This is a genomic window from Roseiarcus fermentans (assembly GCF_003315135.1).
Lineage (GTDB): Bacteria > Pseudomonadota > Alphaproteobacteria > Rhizobiales > Beijerinckiaceae > Roseiarcus > Roseiarcus fermentans.
Genome location: NZ_QNRK01000009.1, coordinates 110250 through 128821, shown reverse-complemented (window position 1 = coordinate 128821; position 18572 = coordinate 110250). Strand labels below are relative to the sequence as shown.

Here is an 18572-nt window from a genome sequence, read left to right as displayed (position 1 = left end):
TGATGTGCGGCGCGGCGCCGGATCGCGGGATGGTGACTTGGATATTCTCGTCGGGCGTGCGACGGCGGGACGGGCGGGGAGGGGGACTCTCTCCGGCGCGGGCGAGGCGGAGGCGGATCGAAGCATGGGTGCAAGCGAGACACGACCATCCGTCCGGACGCTCGGGGGCGTGATCCGGCCGGCGCTCCTTGCGACCGTCGCCGCCTTCGCGATCAGCGGCCCGGCGGCGCGGGCGGAAACCCTGAGCGGCGCCCTGGCGAAAGCCTATGTGACGAACCCCGACATCAACTCGCAGCGCGCCGCTGTCCGGCAAACCGACGAAAGCGTTCCTGCGGCGAACGCCGGCTATCTGCCGAAGATCTCCGCCTTCGGCAACGCCGGCGTCGCGCACCAGAACGGCAATTTGATCAGTCCCACCTCGACCGGCGCGTCCGACACGGATTACGCCCTCGGCACGCTCCCGCGCGGATACGGCGTGCAGGCGCAGCAAACGATTTTCGACGGCTACCAGACGATGAACAAGATCCGCAGCGCGGATTCTCAGGTTCTGGGCGCGCGCGAGCAGTTGCGCAACACGGAGCAGAACACGCTGCTCTCCGGCGTCACCGCGTATATGGACGTGCTGCAGAACTCCGCCATCGTCGAACTCGACAAGAACAACGTCGAGGTTCTGAAGGAACAGCTGCGGGAGACCAAGGACCGCTTCACTGTCGGCGAGGTGACCCGCACCGACGTGGCCCAGGCGGAGGCGAGCCTCGCCAGCGCCAATGCGCAACTGCTGACCGACCAGGCCGTTCTCGAAGGCTCGGTCGCCACGTATCGCCAGGTGATCGGCGACCAGCCGAAGACGCTCGCGCCGGTCAAGCCGCTGGCGAAGCCGCTGCCCAGGACTCTGCCCGAGGCGGTCAACATTTCGCAGGTCGAGCACCCGGCCATCGTCGCCCAGCAGCACGGCGTCGACGTCGCGCTGCTCAGCATCAAGATCGCCGAAGGCGCTCTCTACCCGCAGGCCAGCGTGACCGGCCAACTGGCGCAGAGCTACGACGTCAACGCGACTCCCGGGCAGCGGCTGTTTTCCGCGCAGATCACCGGGCAGCTGACCATCCCGATCTACCAGGGCGGCGCGGAATACGCCAACATCCGGCAGTCCAAGGAAGGTCTGAGCGTCCAGGAGCTGAAAGCGAGTTCGACGCGCGACCAGATCCGTCAGAACGTTGTGGCGGCCTGGGGTCGCTTTCAGGCGGCCATCGGCGTCGTGAAGGCGGCGCGCGCCTCGGTCGCCGCCAACGAGGTGGCGCTCGCCGGCGTCCGCGAGGAAGCCAAGGTCGGCCAGCGCACCACGCTCGACGTGCTCAACGCCCAGCAGGCGCTGCTGTCCGCCCGCACCCAGCTCGTCCGCGCCGAGCACGACCAGGTGGTGTTCTCCTACTCGCTGCTCTCCACCATCGGACGGCTCAACGCGCCGACCCTCGGGCTGGCGGTCGAAGAATACGATCCGCGCGTTCACTACGACCAGGTGAAGAACAAGTGGATCGGGCTGCGGACGCCCGACGGCAAATAGCCGTGGACGACGAGCCGGCGCCCGGCTGCGCGCTTGCGCGCCGCGGCGCGCGGCGGCTACCTTCCGATCGGTGATTCGCAAACCATCTGCGCCGTTCGACCGGTTGTTTGCGGGCGCGGTTTTCTCGAGGACGCGATTGTGGCCGAAGCGATGAGGACGAGCGCAGCCAGCACGAGCGCGGCCGAGCGCGAGCAGGATTCGCTTCGCAGAGCGCAGCGGGCGCACGAGCCGTCGATGGAGGAGATTCTCGCCTCGATCCGGACGATCATCGCCGAGGAGCGTCAGCCGGCCGGGCGGCCAGAGCCGAAGGGCGCGCCGGTCTCCGCGGCTGCGGTGCCGATGGCGCCGCAGATCGTGTTTTCCAAGAGCGATTCCGCTCCGCGCTCCCCCTCCCAGCGAGCCGAGCCGGCCCCCGAGTCGAACGCGCCCAAGGCGGCGTCGCGACAGGCTGAGCCCGAGGCGGTCGTCCCGCCCCCGCCGCCAGCCGCTACGACCGGATCGCCCGCGCCCGCCGCCGCCATTTCGTCCGGCGCTCACGCGTCGGACGATGCGCCGCTCCTCTCCGCCGAGGCCGGCAAGGCGGTCGCCTCGGCGTTCGACGCCCTCTCGGCCAGTCTCGCCCAGCGCAGCACGGAAGTCGCCGAGGGGGTGGCGCGCGAAATGCTCCGGCCGATGCTGAAGGCCTGGCTCGACGAGAACCTCCCGGCGATCGTCGAACGGCTGGTGCGGGCGGAGATCGAGCGGATCAGTCAGTCGACGCGTTAAGGAAGCCGGTTCTTTCGGGCTCTGACTGCAGGCCTGTTGTGGGCGAGGCCGGAAAAGCGGTTTGCGGCCGTTCGAACCCTAGGCCGGCGAGGTTGGACCGCCCACCCAGCGCCGATTCCAAGAAGCGCTCATCCACGATCGACGGACGTGTCCGCCAAGCGCACGCTCCATGGCGCCGGAGCGAGCGGCTCCGCGGGCCGGATCGCGAAGTCAACGCAACCGAGCAACCGACGCGCCGCTTCACCCCGAGACGGCGACGAGAAGCCGCAGCGCCGGAGCGCTTCGGCTTACGGCTGTTCCTGCTGGCCGTCCCAGCCCTCGGGCTCCCAACTGCCCCCGGCATCCCCGCCGTAGTCGACCCATTCCACGCTGCGCGACGCACGCCCAGACATCATGACGCTGCGGCTCAGCACGTCGAAGTTGTGCTTCTGTTTGGCGTCGAGGCTGGCGTAAAGCGGCTTCATCGCCTCGGAGGTCGCCTTCATGTGCGCGGCTCCCTGCGCCATCCGGCTGGCCATGAACTCCATGCGGTCGGAGGGGGACATGTGGCCGCCGCCCTCACGCATCTTCACCATCTGCTGCATGGTTTCCATGCGCGATTGGAAGGCGTCGAGGATTGCGGCTTGGAGCGGAGTCCAAAGCTTCTCCTGGTCCGCCGTCAGTCCGAGTCCGGTTTTCATGCCGGCGAGCCTGGACTGGAGGATCATCTCGCGATCAGCCGCCCAATGCGCCATGCGTTCTTCGCGCGGGCGCTGCTGATCGCTCTGCGCCACCGCGGGCATAGTGGTGAGGGTGGAAATGGCGGCGGCGGCAAGTGTTCCAACGAGCATGCGCTTCATGTTAGTCTCTCCCATTGCCAGAAAGATGATCGCTCGAGGTCGAGTCAGGCTTCCTTTGTGAAGAGCGATTTATCGAAAGAACTCCAAACTTGTCCTGGTCTGTCCTTCGGATATAGCGCGTGTATATGGCCTAAAGATGTACGAAGCGGGGAGTGTACGACACGAAGGTTATTCTCCGTCATTGGCGCGGGTGACGAAAGCGCGTCCAGTCGCGGTCAGAAACACTGAACGAGGATTTAAGTTTGCCGACGCTGGCCGAGCGGCGTGGGCATAGCAAACTGACAAATCGAAGGGAAAAATCAAAAGAAGGGCGGCTTTGGCGAAAGTCCGGCGGCCGCGGCATGCTGCAGGTCGAGATCCGCTGTTGGAGCCGAGCCGCCGCCGCGCAGCGCTCGCGCCGACGGCGCTGTTGCAGGGCGCGATCGGCTGACTTTGGTGCGGGCGAAATTCTTGAAGCGATTCCTTCCGATAGGCAGAAGTCCGTGGTAACTTGAGATCTGATGCGCTGGCTTTGTGCGGCGAAGCAAGGCGACACGTGTCCGGTTGGAGAAATTCGACGTCACGACGGCCGCTGCCGGTGGCTCGCGCGTCCCGTCGGAGCGCATTGCCGCGAGGCGCGGGCCACGAGTTCGCGCCAGGAAGGACGGCTTTCGGTAAGGGAAGGAGCGGGCGTCCGTGCGCGCCGAAGGCGAAGGCGGTCATGCCGCCGGACGCATCGGCGGCCTGGTTTGCGTCGGCGTCGCGAGAAGCCGAAAGCGTGGCGACGACGGCGCAGGGCCGCCGTCCCTGGGTTGCGTTGGGCCGCAAAATCTTCTGCAAGGCCTTGCAAAAGCGCAAAACCGGCTCCGAAAGGACAGGGGCGGCGAAGACCGCCCCCGACCCGCGGGACCCTCCGCCCGCGACGGTCGCCCGGCGGTCGTCCTGCCCGGCGCGCCGTCGCCGCGACTGGCCCCCGGGTCGAGGGGGTCGGCGGGAAGCTGTCCGCGCCGCAGGGCGCGGCGACTTGGCTCCTCGCAAGGTCGGAGCGGTCGATCGGCCCGGGCGCGACAATCGCCCGCAACTCCCAACCCGTCATTGCGAGAAGCGAAGCGACGAAGCAACCCATGCCGCCGCTTGCCTCCTGCGGAAAAAATCGCTCCGTCTTCTGCTCGCAACGAAGGGCGGCGGGACGATCAGAGGGCGCGACAGCGGCCCTGCGGCCCTGGATCGCTTCCCCCCGGGCTCTTCGACCCGGGGGTCGCTCGCGATGACGGCGCTGTTCGCTGCCGACTTGGGAGTTACAACCGCCCGCAGAATCGGCTGCAAGTCCCTGAAAAGGCGAAAAACCGGCCCGGACGAAGCTCGAGGGACGGCGTGGCGGTCCACGAGCCGCAACAGCAGCCCAGCGGCCCCTGGGTCGCTTCGCTTCGCTCGCGATGACGGCGTTCTTCGGCGTCCATCTTGGGGGTTACATTCGCCCACGAAATCGGCCGCAAGGGTTTGGAAAGGTTGAAAACCGGCTCGGATAGACGGGCCGCGCGCGCTCCTCGCGGGCCGCCGCGGCCGGCGGTCGAGGCGCCGCGGCCCTTCCGCAGACCGAGAGGGATCGCGAGAGGGATCGCGAGCGAGAATATGGAGTTCGAGGTCCTGAAATCGTGATTTCGTCTGCAAGAGCGCGCATCGGCGGCGTCGGCGCCGGTCTGCGCACGAATTCTCGGCCGGCCGGGGAGGCGCGGCCGGTCACGACGGCGGCCTCGCGAGGCGCGCGGCTCGCCGACCGCCCACGCTCCGTTGACTTGCGAAGCGCCGTGGGGCTTAACCCGGCGCGGCGCAAGGCCGTCGGCTCCGGCCGGCGGGCCGCGAAGCGCCGCGATGCAACCGTAATCAGCCGGCCCGGCGGGGCGGCGCGGACTGGTATCCCATGATGGACAAATCGTTTGACGCTTCTGCGGTCGAATCCCGCATTTCCGCGCTTTGGGAAGCCACAGGAGCCTTCCGCGCCGGCCGTTCCGAGCGAGTGGACGCAGAACCCTTCTGCATGGTCATTCCGCCGCCCAACGTCACCGGCAACCTGCATATGGGGCACGCGCTCAACAACACGCTGCAGGACATTCTCGCGCGCTATCGCCGCATGAACGGATGCGACGTGCTCTGGCAGCCGGGCACGGACCACGCGGGAATTGCGACCCAGATGGTGGTCGAGCGGAAGCTCGCCGAGGCGCAACAGCCGGATCGTCGGACCATGGGGCGCGAGGCCTTCCTCGAGCGCGTCTGGGCGTGGAAGGCCGAGTCGGGCGGCGCGATCGTGCAGCAACTCAAGCGGCTCGGCGCCTCCTGCGACTGGAGCCGGGAGCGGTTCACCCTCGACGAAGGGCTGTCGCGCGCCGTCGCGAAGGTGTTCGTCCAGCTCTATCGCGACGGCCTCGTCTACAAGGACAAGCGGCTGGTCAACTGGGATCCGAAGTTCCAGACGGCGATTTCCGATCTCGAGGTTCAGCAGGTCGAGTGCAGGGGCTCGTTCAAGTGGTCGCGCGACGACGGCGCGCCCCTGGATGCGGTCTCGCTTGGAAAGGTTCTCTCAAGAAACCCCAACGGCCACCTTTACTATTTCGACTATCCCGTGGTCGATCGGGACGGCGAGGAGACCGGGGAGCGCGTCACGGTCGCGACCACGCGGCCCGAGACCATGCTCGGCGACACGGCGGTCGCGGTGCATCCCGAGGACGAGCGCTACCAGAGCCTGGTCGGCCGGCAGGTGCGCCTGCCGCTGGTCGGGCGGCTGATCGCCATCGTCGCCGACGCGTACTCCGATCCCGAGAAGGGGACCGGCGCCGTCAAGATCACGCCCGCCCACGACTTCAACGATTTCGAGGTCGGCAAGCGCCACGAGGCCGAGGGCGCGCGGGCGATCAACGTGCTCGACGCCGAAGCGCGCGTCGTCCTCAAGGACAATCTCGCGTTCTTCGAGGGCCTGGAAAGTGACCACGACCATGCGCGACTGATGGCCGCGGTCGATGGGCAGGACCGGTTCGCGGCCCGTTTGGCGATCGTCGAACTGATGGCGCTCGCCGGCTTGCTGGCCCGGATCGAGCCGCACGCCCACATGGTCCCTCATGGCGACCGATCGAACGCAGTCCTCGAGCCGTGGCTCACGGATCAATGGTTCGTGGACGCCAAGACGCTGGCCGGGCCGGCCCTCGATGCGGTCCGCGACGGGCGGACCCAGTTCGTGCCGAAGAACTGGGAGAAGACCTATTATGACTGGCTCGAGAATATCCAGCCCTGGTGCGTCTCCCGGCAGCTCTGGTGGGGGCATCAGATCCCGGCCTGGTATTCGCCGTGGGGCGGTAGCTTCGTCGAGGAAACCGACGACGCAGCCTATGCCGCTGGGCTCGCCGACGGCGTCGAGCGCGGCGCGCTGACGGAAGCCGAGGCGGAGGCGCTGTCGCGCGACCCGGCGAGGCTGGCCGAGACCTTCAAGCGCGACGAGGACGTGCTCGACACCTGGTTTTCGTCGGCGCTGTGGCCGTTCTCGACGCTCGGCTGGCCGGACGAGACGCCGGAGCTGAAGCGGTTCTACCCGACCGCCGTGCTGATCACGGGCTTTGACATCATCTTCTTCTGGGTCGCCCGGATGATGATGATGGGGCTGCACTTCCAGGACGCGATCCCGTTCCGCGACGTCTACATCCACGCCCTCGTCCGCGACGAGAAGGGGGCCAAGATGTCGAAGTCGAAGGGCAACGTGATCGACCCGATCGACCTGATCGACCGCTACGGCGCCGACGCCCTTCGGTTCACGCTCGCCGCCATGGCGGCGCAGGGGCGGGACATCAAGCTGTCCGAGGCGCGCGTCGAGGGTTACCGCAACTTCGCGACGAAGCTCTGGAACGCCTCGCGTTTCGCCGAAATGAACGGATGCGCCCGCGTGGCAGGGTTCGACCCCGCCGCGACGCGCGAACCGCTGAATCGCTGGATTCTCGGGCAGGCGGCGAGAGCCGCGGCCGAGACGGCGGGGGCGATCGAATCCTACCGTTTCAACGACGCCGCCAACGCCGTCTATCGCTTCGTCTGGAGCGTGTTCTGCGACTGGCATCTCGAACTCGCCAAACCTGTCCTCCAGGGCGAGGCGGACGAGGCCGTCCGGGCGGAGACTCGGGCGACGATCGCTCACGTGCTCGACACGATTTATGGGCTTCTGCATCCGTTCATGCCGTTCCTGACCGAGGAACTCTGGGCGATCAAGGGCGAGGCGGGTCCGTCGCGCGAGGGACCGCTGGCCATGGGGCCGTGGCCGAACGAGGGAATCGAGATCGACGAGGCCATCGAGTCTGAGATCGGCTGGGTCGTCGACCTGATCGGCGAGATCCGTTCGGTGAAGTCCGAGATGGGCGTTCCGCCATCGACGGCGATGTCGGTGATCCTGGTCTCGCCTGGCGACCGGACGGCGAAGAGCGCCGCAGCCTGGAGCGAAGCGGTCAAGCGGCTCGCGCGGGTCGAGTCCATCGAGACGGCCGAGCAGGCGCCGCCGGGCTCGGTGCTGCTGGTGGTGAGGGGCGAGGTCGCCGCCTTGCCGCTGGCCGGCGTGGTCGATCTCGCCGCCGAACGGGCCCGCCTCGACAAGGAGATCGCCAAGGTTAAGGTCGAGATCGCCAAGGTCGCGGCGAAACTCGGAAACGACGACTTCCTCGCGCGCGCCCCGGAGGAGGTGATCGCCGAGCACGAGGAGCGGCGCGAGACGTTCGAGGCCCGGCTGGTCAAGCTCTCGCATGCGCGCGAGCGTCTCGAAGGGGTTTGAAGAGGGCGAATAGTAATAGCTTATGTGTAGTGTGAAAAAGCGCATGTGTCTTCGCGGCAACAGCCCCATTGCATCTTCCGGGCGTCCGGATTCCGGCGGCGCCGCGCCGCGATTGCGCCATAAACGACTCGCAGTTTCCGGGCTCGGGTTTACGTTTGTCACGCGTTGTGTGCGCCCTCGTTCGAGGCCGCCGCGTGGCCGGTCGGCGGGTCGGGATCCATGCGCGTTTACGCGTGTTTTGAGGTGGGAGACAGGGGATGGCGGCGGCGCGAGGCGGCGCTGCTCGCCGCAGCGGCGTTCGTCGCGCTCAGCGCGGCGTCCGCTTTCGCCTTCGACGGCGAGACGTCGGGCGTTCCGGCGAAAATCAGCCCCAAGAGTTACGCAAGCGCGGAACAGGCCCTGCGCGCCGGTCTTGACGACCTCCACGCCGGCAACGCCGCGTCGTGCGTCGACGCGCTGACCTATGCGGCGGAAGGCGGCCAGCCGGTCGCGCGCTGGAAGCTCGGGGAGATGTATGCCGATGGCGTCGGCGTCCAACGCGACGACGTCAAAGCCTACCAATATTTCAACCAGCTCGTTCAGGATTATGACGAGGACTCGCTCGACCCGCGCAACCGCGGCGCGGTGTCGAGCGCCTTCGTCGCGGTGGGCGTCTACAGCCTGACCGGCATTCCCAAGAGCGAGGTCCGTCCCGACCCGGAGCGGGCGCGCGAGTTGTTCCAATACGCCGCCTCGACATTCGGGGACCCGGATGCGCAGTACAATCTCGCCCACATGTACCTCGTCGGGGCGGGCGGTCTGGCGAGGGACAAGCTCGTCGCGGTGCGGTGGCTTTCGCTGGCGTCGGGCAAGGGCCATCGTCCGTCGGAGGCGCTGCTGGGACACCTGTTGTTCGTAGGAGACGGGGTGCTGCCGCAGCGTCCGAAAGGGCTGATGTGGCTGACCATCGCCAACAACGGCGCGGAAGGTCCCAAGGACGAGTGGATCCGCGATCTCTACCGGCGCGACTTCGCCGACGCGAGCCCGCAGGATCGGGCGGCGGCGGCCGCGATGCTCGACGAGCGCGCCAAAGGCCCTCCGCTCCCCTCGGTGATTTCCCGCACGGTCGTCCAGACGCTGCAGATCCTGCGACCGTTCGGAATCCCGGTGATGGCCGCGGCCCCGCCTTCGGCCGCCGAATAGGGGTTGGCGCCCGCGGGGCTGGGTCTCCATCCGACCGTCGCCGTTTGCCGCCCCGGGCGGGGCGGGTATAAGGCCCGCGTTCATTCTGTCCGCGCAGAGGCCTCCCGCCGGTGAGTATGCGAGCGTTCATCGAACGACAGTCGGCGGCATCCTGGTCAGGGCCGGCGTTGATCTGTCTCGTGCTGTTCGTGGCGCTGTTCGCGCTCGCGGGGCAGACGGCGAACGCGCCGTTCGTGTACGCCCCGCCGCAATGAAGCGCAGCGCCTCGCTGGATTTCCTCCGCGGCGCGGCCGCGTTCGCGGTCGCTGTTCCGCATTACCTGACCGCCAACGCGCCATTCAGCCCCGGGATCGAGTCGGTCGCGGTGGCGGCGGTCGAAGTGTTCTTTGTCCTCAGCGGTTTCGTGCTCGCCCCCCAGATCGTCGATTGGGTGGTCGGCCGCTCCTGGCGCAACCTCGGCGTTTTTCTGACCCGGCGGTGGATGCGGACCATCCCGCCCTATGTCGCCGCGCTCCTCGTCGTCGCCGTGATGACGGGCAACCTCCTGACCGCCGACACCCTCCGGTATCTCTTCTATGTCGAGAACCTGTTCCGGTCGGCCAACGCGGTCGACTTCTACCCGGTCGCCTGGAGTCTCGCGGTCGAGGAGTGGTTCTATCTTTTGTTTGCTCCGCTGCTATTTCTGATCGGGCGGGCGCTCGCGCGCGACGACCGTCGGCTCGATGTCGCCTTCGCCATCCTCTTCGTCCTCGTGATCGCGGCGTTGAGGGCGTTCCATGCCCCGCCGGACTGGGACCTGAACGCGCGGCGGGTGACCCTCTTCCGGATCGATTCGATCGTCTGGGGATTTCTGCTCTATCTGGCGCTCGAGCGGCGGCGGCTGGTCGAGCCGGACACGGCTTCGGGCTTGCGGCGGCTTGTCGCGCTCGGCGCGGCGTTCGCCGCCGCCTCGGCGCTCGAAATCGGCGTAGCCAGGCTCGCGCTCGAGGGCGGCGGCGTCGCCCAGCGCCTGTTCCCATACGCGTCCGCGCTGTTCGGCGTTGCTGCGGTGGGGTTCTTCCGCGAGGCCGACGGCTGGTTCAAGGGGCCGCGGCTCTCGGCCGTGTGTTTCTACCTCGGCCGCATCTCCTACTCGGCCTACCTGTTCCACATCGTCATCGTCATGGCGCTGAAACCCCTGGTCGGCGCCTGGCCGATCCTCGCGCAGCTCGCCCTCTACGTCGCGGCGATCTGCGCCGTCTCGACCGTGTTCTGGCGCGGCTTCGAACGTCCGATCCTGGCCGCGCGACCGGACTACCGGCGGCGATCCGCATCCGCCGCGCTGCGGGAGGCGCAGAATGCCGCCGACTCCGGCGGGGGAAAGCTCTGGGTCGCGGCGCTCCTCTGCGCCTTTCTCGGCGCCGTCGCGACGGCGCGCAGCGCCTTCATGGCCAACGAGCCCTATCTCTTCTACCCGGCGCTGGTCGCAGCAAGCGCGTTCGCGCTCGCGCTCGCCGAGCGCGCGGGGCGATTTTCTCCCGGGCTCGGGGTGGCGGCCCGCGCGTTCCTCCTGTTCGCGCTCGCGCTGCCGGCGGCCGACGCGCTCTATCGGTCGGCGACCGGCGTGCCGATCGCCGGATCGGTGGCCAACCCGACCTATTCCTTCCGCGCCGCGCGGGAGAATCCGTCCGCCTTCGCGATGTGGTGGTTCTACTACCTCAACGAATGGATCCGCGACGACGGCATTCGCGGCGCAATCGAAAGGCCAGACCCGCAGAAGAAGCTGCCGTTCGTCCTCGCGCCGGGAAGCTCGGGACGCATGTTCGACACCACGATCCGGATCAATTCGGCGGGCTTTCGCGGCCCGGAGCCGGCGCTGGACAAGGGCGACCGCTTCCGGATCGTGGCGTTGGGCGAGTCCCAGACGTTCGGGCCGACGCTACGCGACGGCGAGCGACCCTGGCCCGAACAGTTGCAGGATCTGTTCGCAGGCAGATGCAGCCGGCCGGTCGAGGTGATCAACGCCGGGACCGAGGCCTATACGCTCGAGGACAACCTCGAGCGGATGCGCCGCGACGTCCTGCCCCTCAAGCCCGATCTCGTCCTTTCGACCCACGGCATGAACGGTCTCTACGCCCTCGGCCTGCGTCAGGAAGCCGAACCGAACGAGCCCGGCGTCCGTCCCCGCGCGTCGGCGCTGATCGGCCGGGCGGTGCTGACGATCGAGCGCGCCCTGCACGATTTTCGCACCCGCGGCGCCGCGCCGCGTCCGGCCCCGCCGCCGCTGTCCGATCCGGCCCTCATGCGCAGCCGTTACGCCGACGCCTATCGCAAGCTGATCGCGCTCGGGCGCGAGCATGGGACGCCAGTCGTGCTGGCGACCTCGAGCCTCGCGGTCGATGCGAACGCCCCGCGCGAGGTCAAGGCCTTTTACGGCGCCGTGTTCAAGCCGATCGACGACATCATCGCCGCCAATGCGGCCCACAACCGCATGGTGAGGCTGATCGGCCGCGAGCAGAGCGCGCCCGTCGTCGAGGCGATCGCCAGCCTCGACGGCGACTGGGACGACGATCTCTACCTCGACATCGTGCATTTCACCGAGCGCGGAAACGCGCGCGTGGCGCGCGCGATGAGCGAGGCTCTGGTTCCTATATTACGTTATAACAACGTACAATGTAGTCTGGACTGAGCCTGGACTGAGCCGTCGCCAGCAGACGCCTTCGCGGCGGCCGCCCTCAGAACAGCGGCGCCAGGATCCGCACGCGTCTGCGCCCGCCCTCGGGATTGCTGTCCTGAACGACGCGGCCGTCCTTCAACCCGAAGCGCGATCCGCTCTCGATGTCGATCGCCGTGATGCCCGAGGTTTCGCGGCTGACGGCCGCGGTGGCCGCCTTGAGTCTGGTGTCGACGCCGTTTGCGTCGAGATCGGGATCGGGATCGGCGATCGTGGCCGCTGCGAGCGGCTGGCCGTCGTCTGGCTGGTCTTTCGAATAGGCGGCGTTCCGCGCGGTCGGTTTGGCGTTGGGGTCCGGCTTCGGTCGCGACATCTGCGCCGAGGCCTCCTCCGTGACGACGAGTTCATGCGCCCTGTGGCCGTATTTCGCCTCCGCCGCCGCGAGCGCGTCCGCCCAGCTCTGCCCGGGGCGTCGGCAGGAGCAGTTCTCTTCGTAGGATTGCTGGAATTTGAGGGCGTTCGGCTCGGCCGTATAGCGCGCGCCGGTCTGCGAGACGCCCTGATCGATCGTTCCGCCGAACGGCATCGTATACAGCGCCATCTCGGCGTTCGGGCACAACGCCTGGCAAATCTGCGCCAGGGTCGATCCGCTCGAGCCGGCGAAGGGCAGGGGAAAGAAGCTGCCGTCGCAGGTTCGCACACAAACGTAAACGGCGCCCCCGATCGCGTCCGCGGCCAGACCATGGCCGCCGTCGCGGTTCGCCGACGCCGCCCGACGACGGGACTGCGAGTCTCCGCCCCGCCGCTCGCCGTTGCGGTGAGCCCGCTCGATGGGGGCGGCGGCCTCGGGGCTGGCGAACGGGTTGGGAAAGCTGAACGGCCCGATCGTGATGGTGCAGCGGCCGCATCCCGTCGCCTGGGCGAAAGCCGGACCGTTCCCGCCCGCGAACCCGGCGATGGCGAGGACGATCGTCGTTGCGGCGGCCCCGCCGCGAACCAGAAATGCGACCCTTTTGCGACGATCAGGCGCACGACCCGAGGCCAAGCGAAGCGAAACCCGTACCATAATTCTACTCTCGAGGCCGCGCCGGACCGGATAGCGCGTCCTTGTTTCAGGCTCATGTCGGGCCGCCGTCGCCGAACGGCAATGGGCGCCATTGCCAATTCGCCCTGATCGGCGCACGGATGACAGCGCTCTGTAAAGTCGATTGTCTCGTTGACCGATCAACCCGTTCCCTCGACTGACGACGCCGGTCCCTCGCGCTGGGGGGTGTTCGGCCACCCCGCGTTCGTCGTCATTCTGATCGCGAGCTCGGTCTCGAGCGTCGGGATCGCGATGTTCGACACGGCGATGAGCTGGCTGATGACCAGTCTCAATCCCGATCCATTGATGGTCTCCGCCGTCCAGGTCGCGACCATGGCGCCGATGTTCCTCCTGACCATCCCGGCCGGCGCGCTCGCCGACGTGGTCGATCCGCGCCGGCTCCTGCTCGCGGCGCAGGTCGGCGTCGTCGCCGTCGGCGTGGCGTTCGCCGCGGTCGTCATGCTCCACTGGGAATCCGCGCCGGGGCTGCTCGGGACGACGTTCCTGCTCGGCGCCGCGGGCGCGCTGGCTGCGCCCGCTTGGCAGATCATCACGCCGATGCTGGTGCCGAGACCCGAACTCGACGCCGCCATCGCCGTCAGCAACGCCGGCTACAACGTCAGCCGCGCCCTCGGGCCGGCGCTCGGCGGCGTCGCCATTACGGCCGTCGGCTTCAGGCTGCCGTTCTGGGTCTATGTGGCGACCAACGTCCTCGTCCTGGCCGCGCTTCTGTGGTGGCGCCCGCCGCGAAAGGCCCCCGAGACGCTGCCCGCGGAGCGGTTCGTCGCCGCCGTCGCGGCCGGGCTCCGCTACGCGCGCAACAACCGCGACCTCGACGCGACGCTGATCCGCGCGATCGCCTTCTTTCCCTTCGCCAGCGCTTACTGGGCGCTGATGCCGCTGATCGCGCGCGACCGGCTTCACGACGGCGCCGCGCTCTACGGCCTCTTGATGGGCATGATCGGCCTGGGGTCGGTGGTCGGCTCGATCGGGCTTCAGTCGCTGAAGGCGCGTCTCGGGCCGGACCTTTCGGCCGGCGCGGCGACGATCGGGACCGTCCTGGCGCTGGTCCTGTTCGCCTTCGCACGCAAGCCCGAGATCGCGATGGCCGCGAGCTTCGTCGCGGGCGCCTGCTGGATCGTTGCGATGACCACCCTGTTCGTCTCCGCGCAGGTGGCGCTGCCGGACTGGGTTCGCGGCAGGGGCCTCGCCATCTTCCTGACCGTCTACTTCGGGGCGATGACGGCGGGCAGCGCCGTCTGGGGCGAGGTCGCGAGCCTGGAAGGCCTGCCGTTCGCGCTCGCCGCCGCGGCGGTCGGCGCCACTCTGGGGCTCGTCGCGACGCTGCCCTGGAAGCTCGAGACCGGGGCGGCGTTCGATCTCGCGCCCTCGATGCACTGGCGTGCGCCAGCCTTCGTGCAGAAGCTGGAAAACGACGCCGGTCCGATCCTCGCGCTGATCGAATATCGCATCGATCCAGCGGATTCGACGGCGTTCCTCGCGCTCATGCAGGAGATCGGCCACGAGCGGATGCGCGACGGCGCCTATGCGTGGAACCTGTTCCACGATCCCGACGACAGGGGCCGCGCGATCGAGACCTGGCTCGTCCATTCGCTGCTCGAGTTCAAGTACCGGGCCGAACGGGAGACCCGGGCCGACGAATTGATCGAACGGCGCGCGCAGGGCTATCTCACGGCGCCGGCGCAGGCGAGCTACTACATCGCCGCCGAGCGGCCTCATCACGGGCGAAGGAAAGCGCTGGCGGACGGCTCGCCGGGCGAAGTGACGACGAGACCGATATCGCGCTAGGGGAACGCTGTCCGTCCGGGCCTCAAGGGGGAAGCGGGCAAAGGACGGTTCGATCTCGTCGTCAAAGAGATGATACCATTGTTGTACAGCGGTCACAATGTCGCCGAGCGTCGTTATATTCCCGGACGGGGATTCGGGCCGCGCGGGAGCGCCGTATGGGGCGTCGCGAACTCCGAAGAGCGGCAGTGGGTTCGGGCGCAGTCTGCGACCCGATCTCCGTCCGGCTTTCGGCGCCGGTGGCAGCCTCCACCTGAGCTCGGGCCCGTTTTGAGTGTTATCAGGGCGTTGCACGGCGTTTTCCGGGCGACTGTATCTCCCAACCCCGTCATTGCGAGGAGCAAAGCGACGAAGCAATCCATGCCGCCGCTTGCTTCCTGCGGAAGAAATTGCTCGCAAGGAAGGGCGGCGGGACGACCAGAGGGCGCGACAGCGGCCCAGCGGCCCTGGATCGCTTCGCTTCGCTCGCGATGACGGCGCTATTCGCTGCCACCTTGGGAGTTACGGGCCACTGTATCTCCGAAGGCGGGGCTCGCTTCAAAGCCGTCATCGCGAGGAGCGAAGCGACGTGGCGATCCAGGAGTCCGGGACGCCGACACCTGCCGCCAGTGGGGTCCAGCGCTTCGGCAGCCGGCAGCGCAGACGGCTCCTGGATCGCCGCGTCGCCCTTCGGGCTCCTCGCGATGACGAAGTGCAAGGACCCCCCCGTGGCGGTTACGGGCGACTGCGGCTTCGTATGTGGCTTGCGAGGAACCCTGTTCACCAGTCCACGTCGGCAGTCGCGCCGGGGGAGGGCGACCTTCGCTCCGCCCCGTGAGGTCGCGCCGGTTTTGAGGATTTTCAAAGGCTTGCGCGAAGTTTTGCGGGCGACTGTCACGCCCGAGGCGGGTGTTCCGCGAGGAGCCGGGCAGCGCGCCCCGAGAGGGGCGGCGTCCCGCCGCCCGGGCGCCCGGGACGCGCGCCCTTCCGTTGAACGCGCCGCTCGCGCACGGTCATGAGCACGAAGGTCGACGCGTCGGTCCGGTGCGCACGACGGCAGCCGAGCGGCCTCTGGATCGCGTCCTCCCGGGCTCCTCGACCAAGTGGCCGCTCGCGATGACGGCGCCGTTCGCGTCCGCCTCGGGCCGGTTTTGAGTGTTTTCAAGAGGTTGCGCGGAGTTTTCCGGGCGATTGTAACTCCCAAGCCGGTGGCCAACAGCGCCGTCATCGCGAGCGAAGCGAAGCGATCCAGGGCCGCTGGGCCGCTGTCGCGCCCTCTGGTCGTCCCGCCGCCCTTGGTTGCGAGCAGAAGTCGGAGCGATTTTTTCCGCAGGAGGCAAGCGGCGGCATGGGTTGCTTCGTCGCTTTGCTCCTCGCAATGACGGGGTTGGGAGTTACGGGCGATTGTATCTCCCAAGCCCGGCGTACGGGCGGCGGTCACGGCGCTCAACGGGAGCGGCGGCGTCTCGCCGCCGGGGTGCGCGAGACGGGCGCCCTCCCAGCGTGCGCCCCGTCCGGCTCCTCGCGGACAGCCACCTTGCGAGTTACGGGCGACTGTCACGCCCGAGGACGGCCGTTCAGGACCGGACCGGTCGGTTGCGGCGACCTGCGGCGCGCGGGCGTGACTGGCCGTCATCGCGTCTTCCGAGGGCGGGCCTTCGCTCGACATACCTTCCTTCTCCGACGGGCGCCGTTTGTTTGGATCGACGAATCAATGCTAGCATAAGTCATGAAAAACAGAAATCATTTGCTTTCGCCGCCGCGCGGCGCAACCGGCGGATCAGGCTGCCCGGCGAAGGACGAAGCGCTTGCCGCGGTCGGTTGTTTCGACCCATCCCGTGCGGGTCGCCGCTGGTCCCCTTCCGGATGTCGTTTGACAGGGCGAGGGCGGCGTGCACGGCGGCGACCTTGGGCGCGACCTTGCGGCCCTGTTTGAATGACGCGGCGAGCGCGTCGGCGGTGAGAGACGCGGAGGCCGAGGCGAGCGCGGCCATGACGGCGGCGGTCTGGGCGAAGTCGTCGGCGGGGTAGGGCGGGCGGCCGACGGCGGCGACGGACGCCAGCGCGTGACGAACGCCTCGACCGCCGGGGGAACCGGCTCGGTCCCTATCCTCGGATGCGCCCCCATGACGCGGGATTAGAGGCGACCATAACGGCGGCGTCAATACGGTCAACGTCGTTCTTTCAGCGCCGTCATCGCGCGCCGCGATGGGGCGTGGCGACCTGAGGGGCCGCGCCATTCGCCCAGCGGCCCCTGGATCGCCGCGCTTCGCTCGCGATGACGGCCACCACTCTGTGGCCGGCGCCGCCTTCTGCGCCCAGGACATCCGACGGCTTCGCGATTGACGCGCCGCGCCCCGATATGGTCCAGAAGGCCGGGGCGGCCTGTCGCCCGCCCCGCACGCGAGGGGCCATGCTGTCGCCGGGCGGGGAATGTTCGCGGGAACGACACGCATCGCGGACGGCGCGATGACGCGGTCGGAACTCGCCGGGCTCGTCCGGCTGCTGGCTGCGGGCCTCGTCACGGGGCTCGCGATCGGCGTCGTCGGCAGCGCCTTTCGCTGGCTGCTCGGCCTCGCCAACACGGCGCGCGATCGTCTCATCGCCGAAGCGCACGCCAGCCAGTGGCAGGGCTTTCTGGCGGTCACGGCGACGGTGGCGCTATGCGCCATGATCGCCCGCCTTCTGGTCGTGCGCTTCGCGCCGCTCGCCTCCGGCAGCGGCGTGCAGCACGTCGAGGCGGTGATGCGCGACGGCGCCCCATCGGCGCCGGCCGCCGTCATTCCGGTCAAGTTCGTCGGCGGGTTGCTCGCGATCGGCGCCGGGCTGACGCTCGGCCGCGAGGGCCCGACCGTGCAAATGGGCGCGGCGCTCGGCCGGATCGTGCGCAACCTCGTCATGCGAGGCGATGCGGACCGGACCATCGTCGACGCCGCCGGCGCCGGGGCGGGCCTGGCGGTCGCCTTCAACGCGCCGATCGGCGGCGCGATCTTCGTGTTCGAGGAACTGACCCACACCGTCAGGCCGAGGCAGGCGCTGGCGACGCTGGCGGCCGCGGGCGTGGCGGTCGCGGTCCTGCGCTGGTCGCTCGGCGATCTTCAGGAGTTCCGGGCGGGGCCGTCGACCGATCAGCCGTTGTTGCAGTTGCTGCATCACGGCGCGATGGGCGCGGCGCTCGGACTGGTCGGCGCCGGCTATTCGGCGCTGTCGCTGCTTCTGCTCGACGCCGGCGACGCGCTCGGGCGGATCCCGTCGATCGTGCGCGCCGGTTGCGTCGGCCTCCTGGTCGGGACGATCGGCTGGTTCGGGCCGTCGCTGATCGGCGGCGGAGAAAACGTGGCCTCCGCCGTGCTCGCCTCGAACCCGGCGGTGACCGCGCTGCTCGTCCTGTTCGCGGCGCGCTTCCTGATCGGGCCGGTCAGCTACGCCGCCGGGACGCCGGGCGGGATTTTCGCGCCGCTGCTCGCGATGGGGGCGATCGCCGGCGCGCTGTTCGCCGACCTCGCCAACGCCTGGCAGCCGCAATGGGCGCTGTCGCCGACGACATTCGCGGTCGTCGCCATGGCGGCGCTGTTCACCGCGGTGGTGCGCGCCCCGTTCACCGGCGCCGTGCTGACGATCGAGATGACCGGGCGCGCCGACTGCGCGCTGCCGATGCTCGTCGCCTGCCTCGCCGCCGCGACCGTCGCCGCCGCAGTCGGCAGCGAGCCGATCTACGACACCCTCAAGACGCGGATGCTCGAGGCGCAGAAGGGGAAATGGCGACTGCCGAGCCCCGATCCGTGACGGCGGCCGTCCCCGGCCTGTCGGCGATGGAGCGGGTCCGCCGGCCGCCCGTCCGGTTGCAAAGCGACCCCGGCGGCGGGTTCAGCCATGAGTTTTTCGCATGGCGGCATTGCCGGACGAGCAGGCGCGGCGGCCGTCCG

General features: G+C 68.7%; 11 protein-coding genes. 8 read left to right on the top strand and 3 right to left on the bottom strand.

The genetic code is table 11. From position 1 onward, the window contains the following. Positions 1-124 precede the first annotated feature (124 nt). Together DFR50_RS09955 and DFR50_RS09950 are read left to right on the top strand one after the other, a co-directional pair. Positions 125-1561, top strand: a complete 1437-nt coding sequence (locus DFR50_RS09955; protein ID WP_113889053.1) for a TolC family outer membrane protein — start codon at positions 125-127, stop codon at positions 1559-1561. Positions 1562-1699: 138 nt separating this feature from the next. Beyond that, positions 1700-2326: a DUF2497 domain-containing protein gene (locus DFR50_RS09950; RefSeq protein WP_245427555.1), complete on the top strand. Its 627-nt coding sequence runs from the start codon at positions 1700-1702 to the stop codon at positions 2324-2326. Between the two features lie 287 nt (positions 2327-2613). Here DFR50_RS09950 and DFR50_RS09945 read toward each other — a convergent pair whose 3' ends face one another. After that, the gene (locus DFR50_RS09945; RefSeq protein WP_170153143.1) at positions 2614-3165 is read right to left on the bottom strand and encodes a Spy/CpxP family protein refolding chaperone; all 552 of its coding nucleotides are present in this window, start codon (positions 3163-3165) and stop codon (positions 2614-2616) included. Between the two features lie 1900 nt (positions 3166-5065). Here DFR50_RS09945 and DFR50_RS09940 point away from each other — a divergent pair. The 4 genes from DFR50_RS09940 (at position 5066) to DFR50_RS09930 (ending at position 11792) form a co-directional block, all read left to right on the top strand. Then, positions 5066-7942, top strand: coding sequence for a valine--tRNA ligase (locus DFR50_RS09940; RefSeq protein WP_113889051.1), 2877 nt, complete (start codon positions 5066-5068; stop codon positions 7940-7942). A gap of 219 nt (positions 7943-8161) precedes the next feature. Further along, positions 8162-9124 (top strand): tetratricopeptide repeat protein, encoded by a 963-nt coding sequence (locus DFR50_RS09935; protein WP_113889050.1) that lies wholly within the window; start codon positions 8162-8164, stop codon positions 9122-9124. 110 nt (positions 9125-9234) lie between these two features. Beyond that, complete coding sequence (locus tag DFR50_RS32015) at positions 9235-9378, top strand: DUF5989 family protein (protein ID WP_170153142.1); 144 nt, start codon at positions 9235-9237, stop codon at positions 9376-9378. Continuing rightward, positions 9375-11792, top strand: coding sequence for an SGNH/GDSL hydrolase family protein (locus DFR50_RS09930; RefSeq protein WP_113889049.1), 2418 nt, complete (start codon positions 9375-9377; stop codon positions 11790-11792). Before DFR50_RS32015 ends, DFR50_RS09930 begins: the two co-directional genes overlap by 4 nt. A 46-nt stretch (positions 11793-11838) precedes the next feature. On the opposite strand, the gene DFR50_RS09925 is transcribed toward DFR50_RS09930, so the two are convergent. After that, a complete protein-coding gene (locus tag DFR50_RS09925; RefSeq protein WP_113889048.1) occupies positions 11839-12843 on the bottom strand; it encodes a DUF2865 domain-containing protein in 1005 nt (334 codons plus the stop codon). Between the two features lie 150 nt (positions 12844-12993). Between DFR50_RS09925 and DFR50_RS09920 the strand changes: the two genes are divergently transcribed. After that, a complete protein-coding gene (locus DFR50_RS09920; RefSeq protein WP_170153140.1) occupies positions 12994-14670 on the top strand; it encodes an MFS transporter in 1677 nt (558 codons plus the stop codon). 1703 nt (positions 14671-16373) lie between these two features. Here the strand turns inward: DFR50_RS09920 and DFR50_RS09915 are convergent. Beyond that, complete coding sequence (locus tag DFR50_RS09915; RefSeq protein WP_113889046.1) at positions 16374-16640, bottom strand: hypothetical protein; 267 nt, start codon at positions 16638-16640, stop codon at positions 16374-16376. Between the two features lie 475 nt (positions 16641-17115). Between DFR50_RS09915 and DFR50_RS09910 the strand changes: the two genes are divergently transcribed. Next, the gene (locus DFR50_RS09910) at positions 17116-18432 is read left to right on the top strand and encodes a ClC family H(+)/Cl(-) exchange transporter (protein WP_170153139.1); all 1317 of its coding nucleotides are present in this window, start codon (positions 17116-17118) and stop codon (positions 18430-18432) included. Positions 18433-18572: the final 140 nt, after the last annotated feature.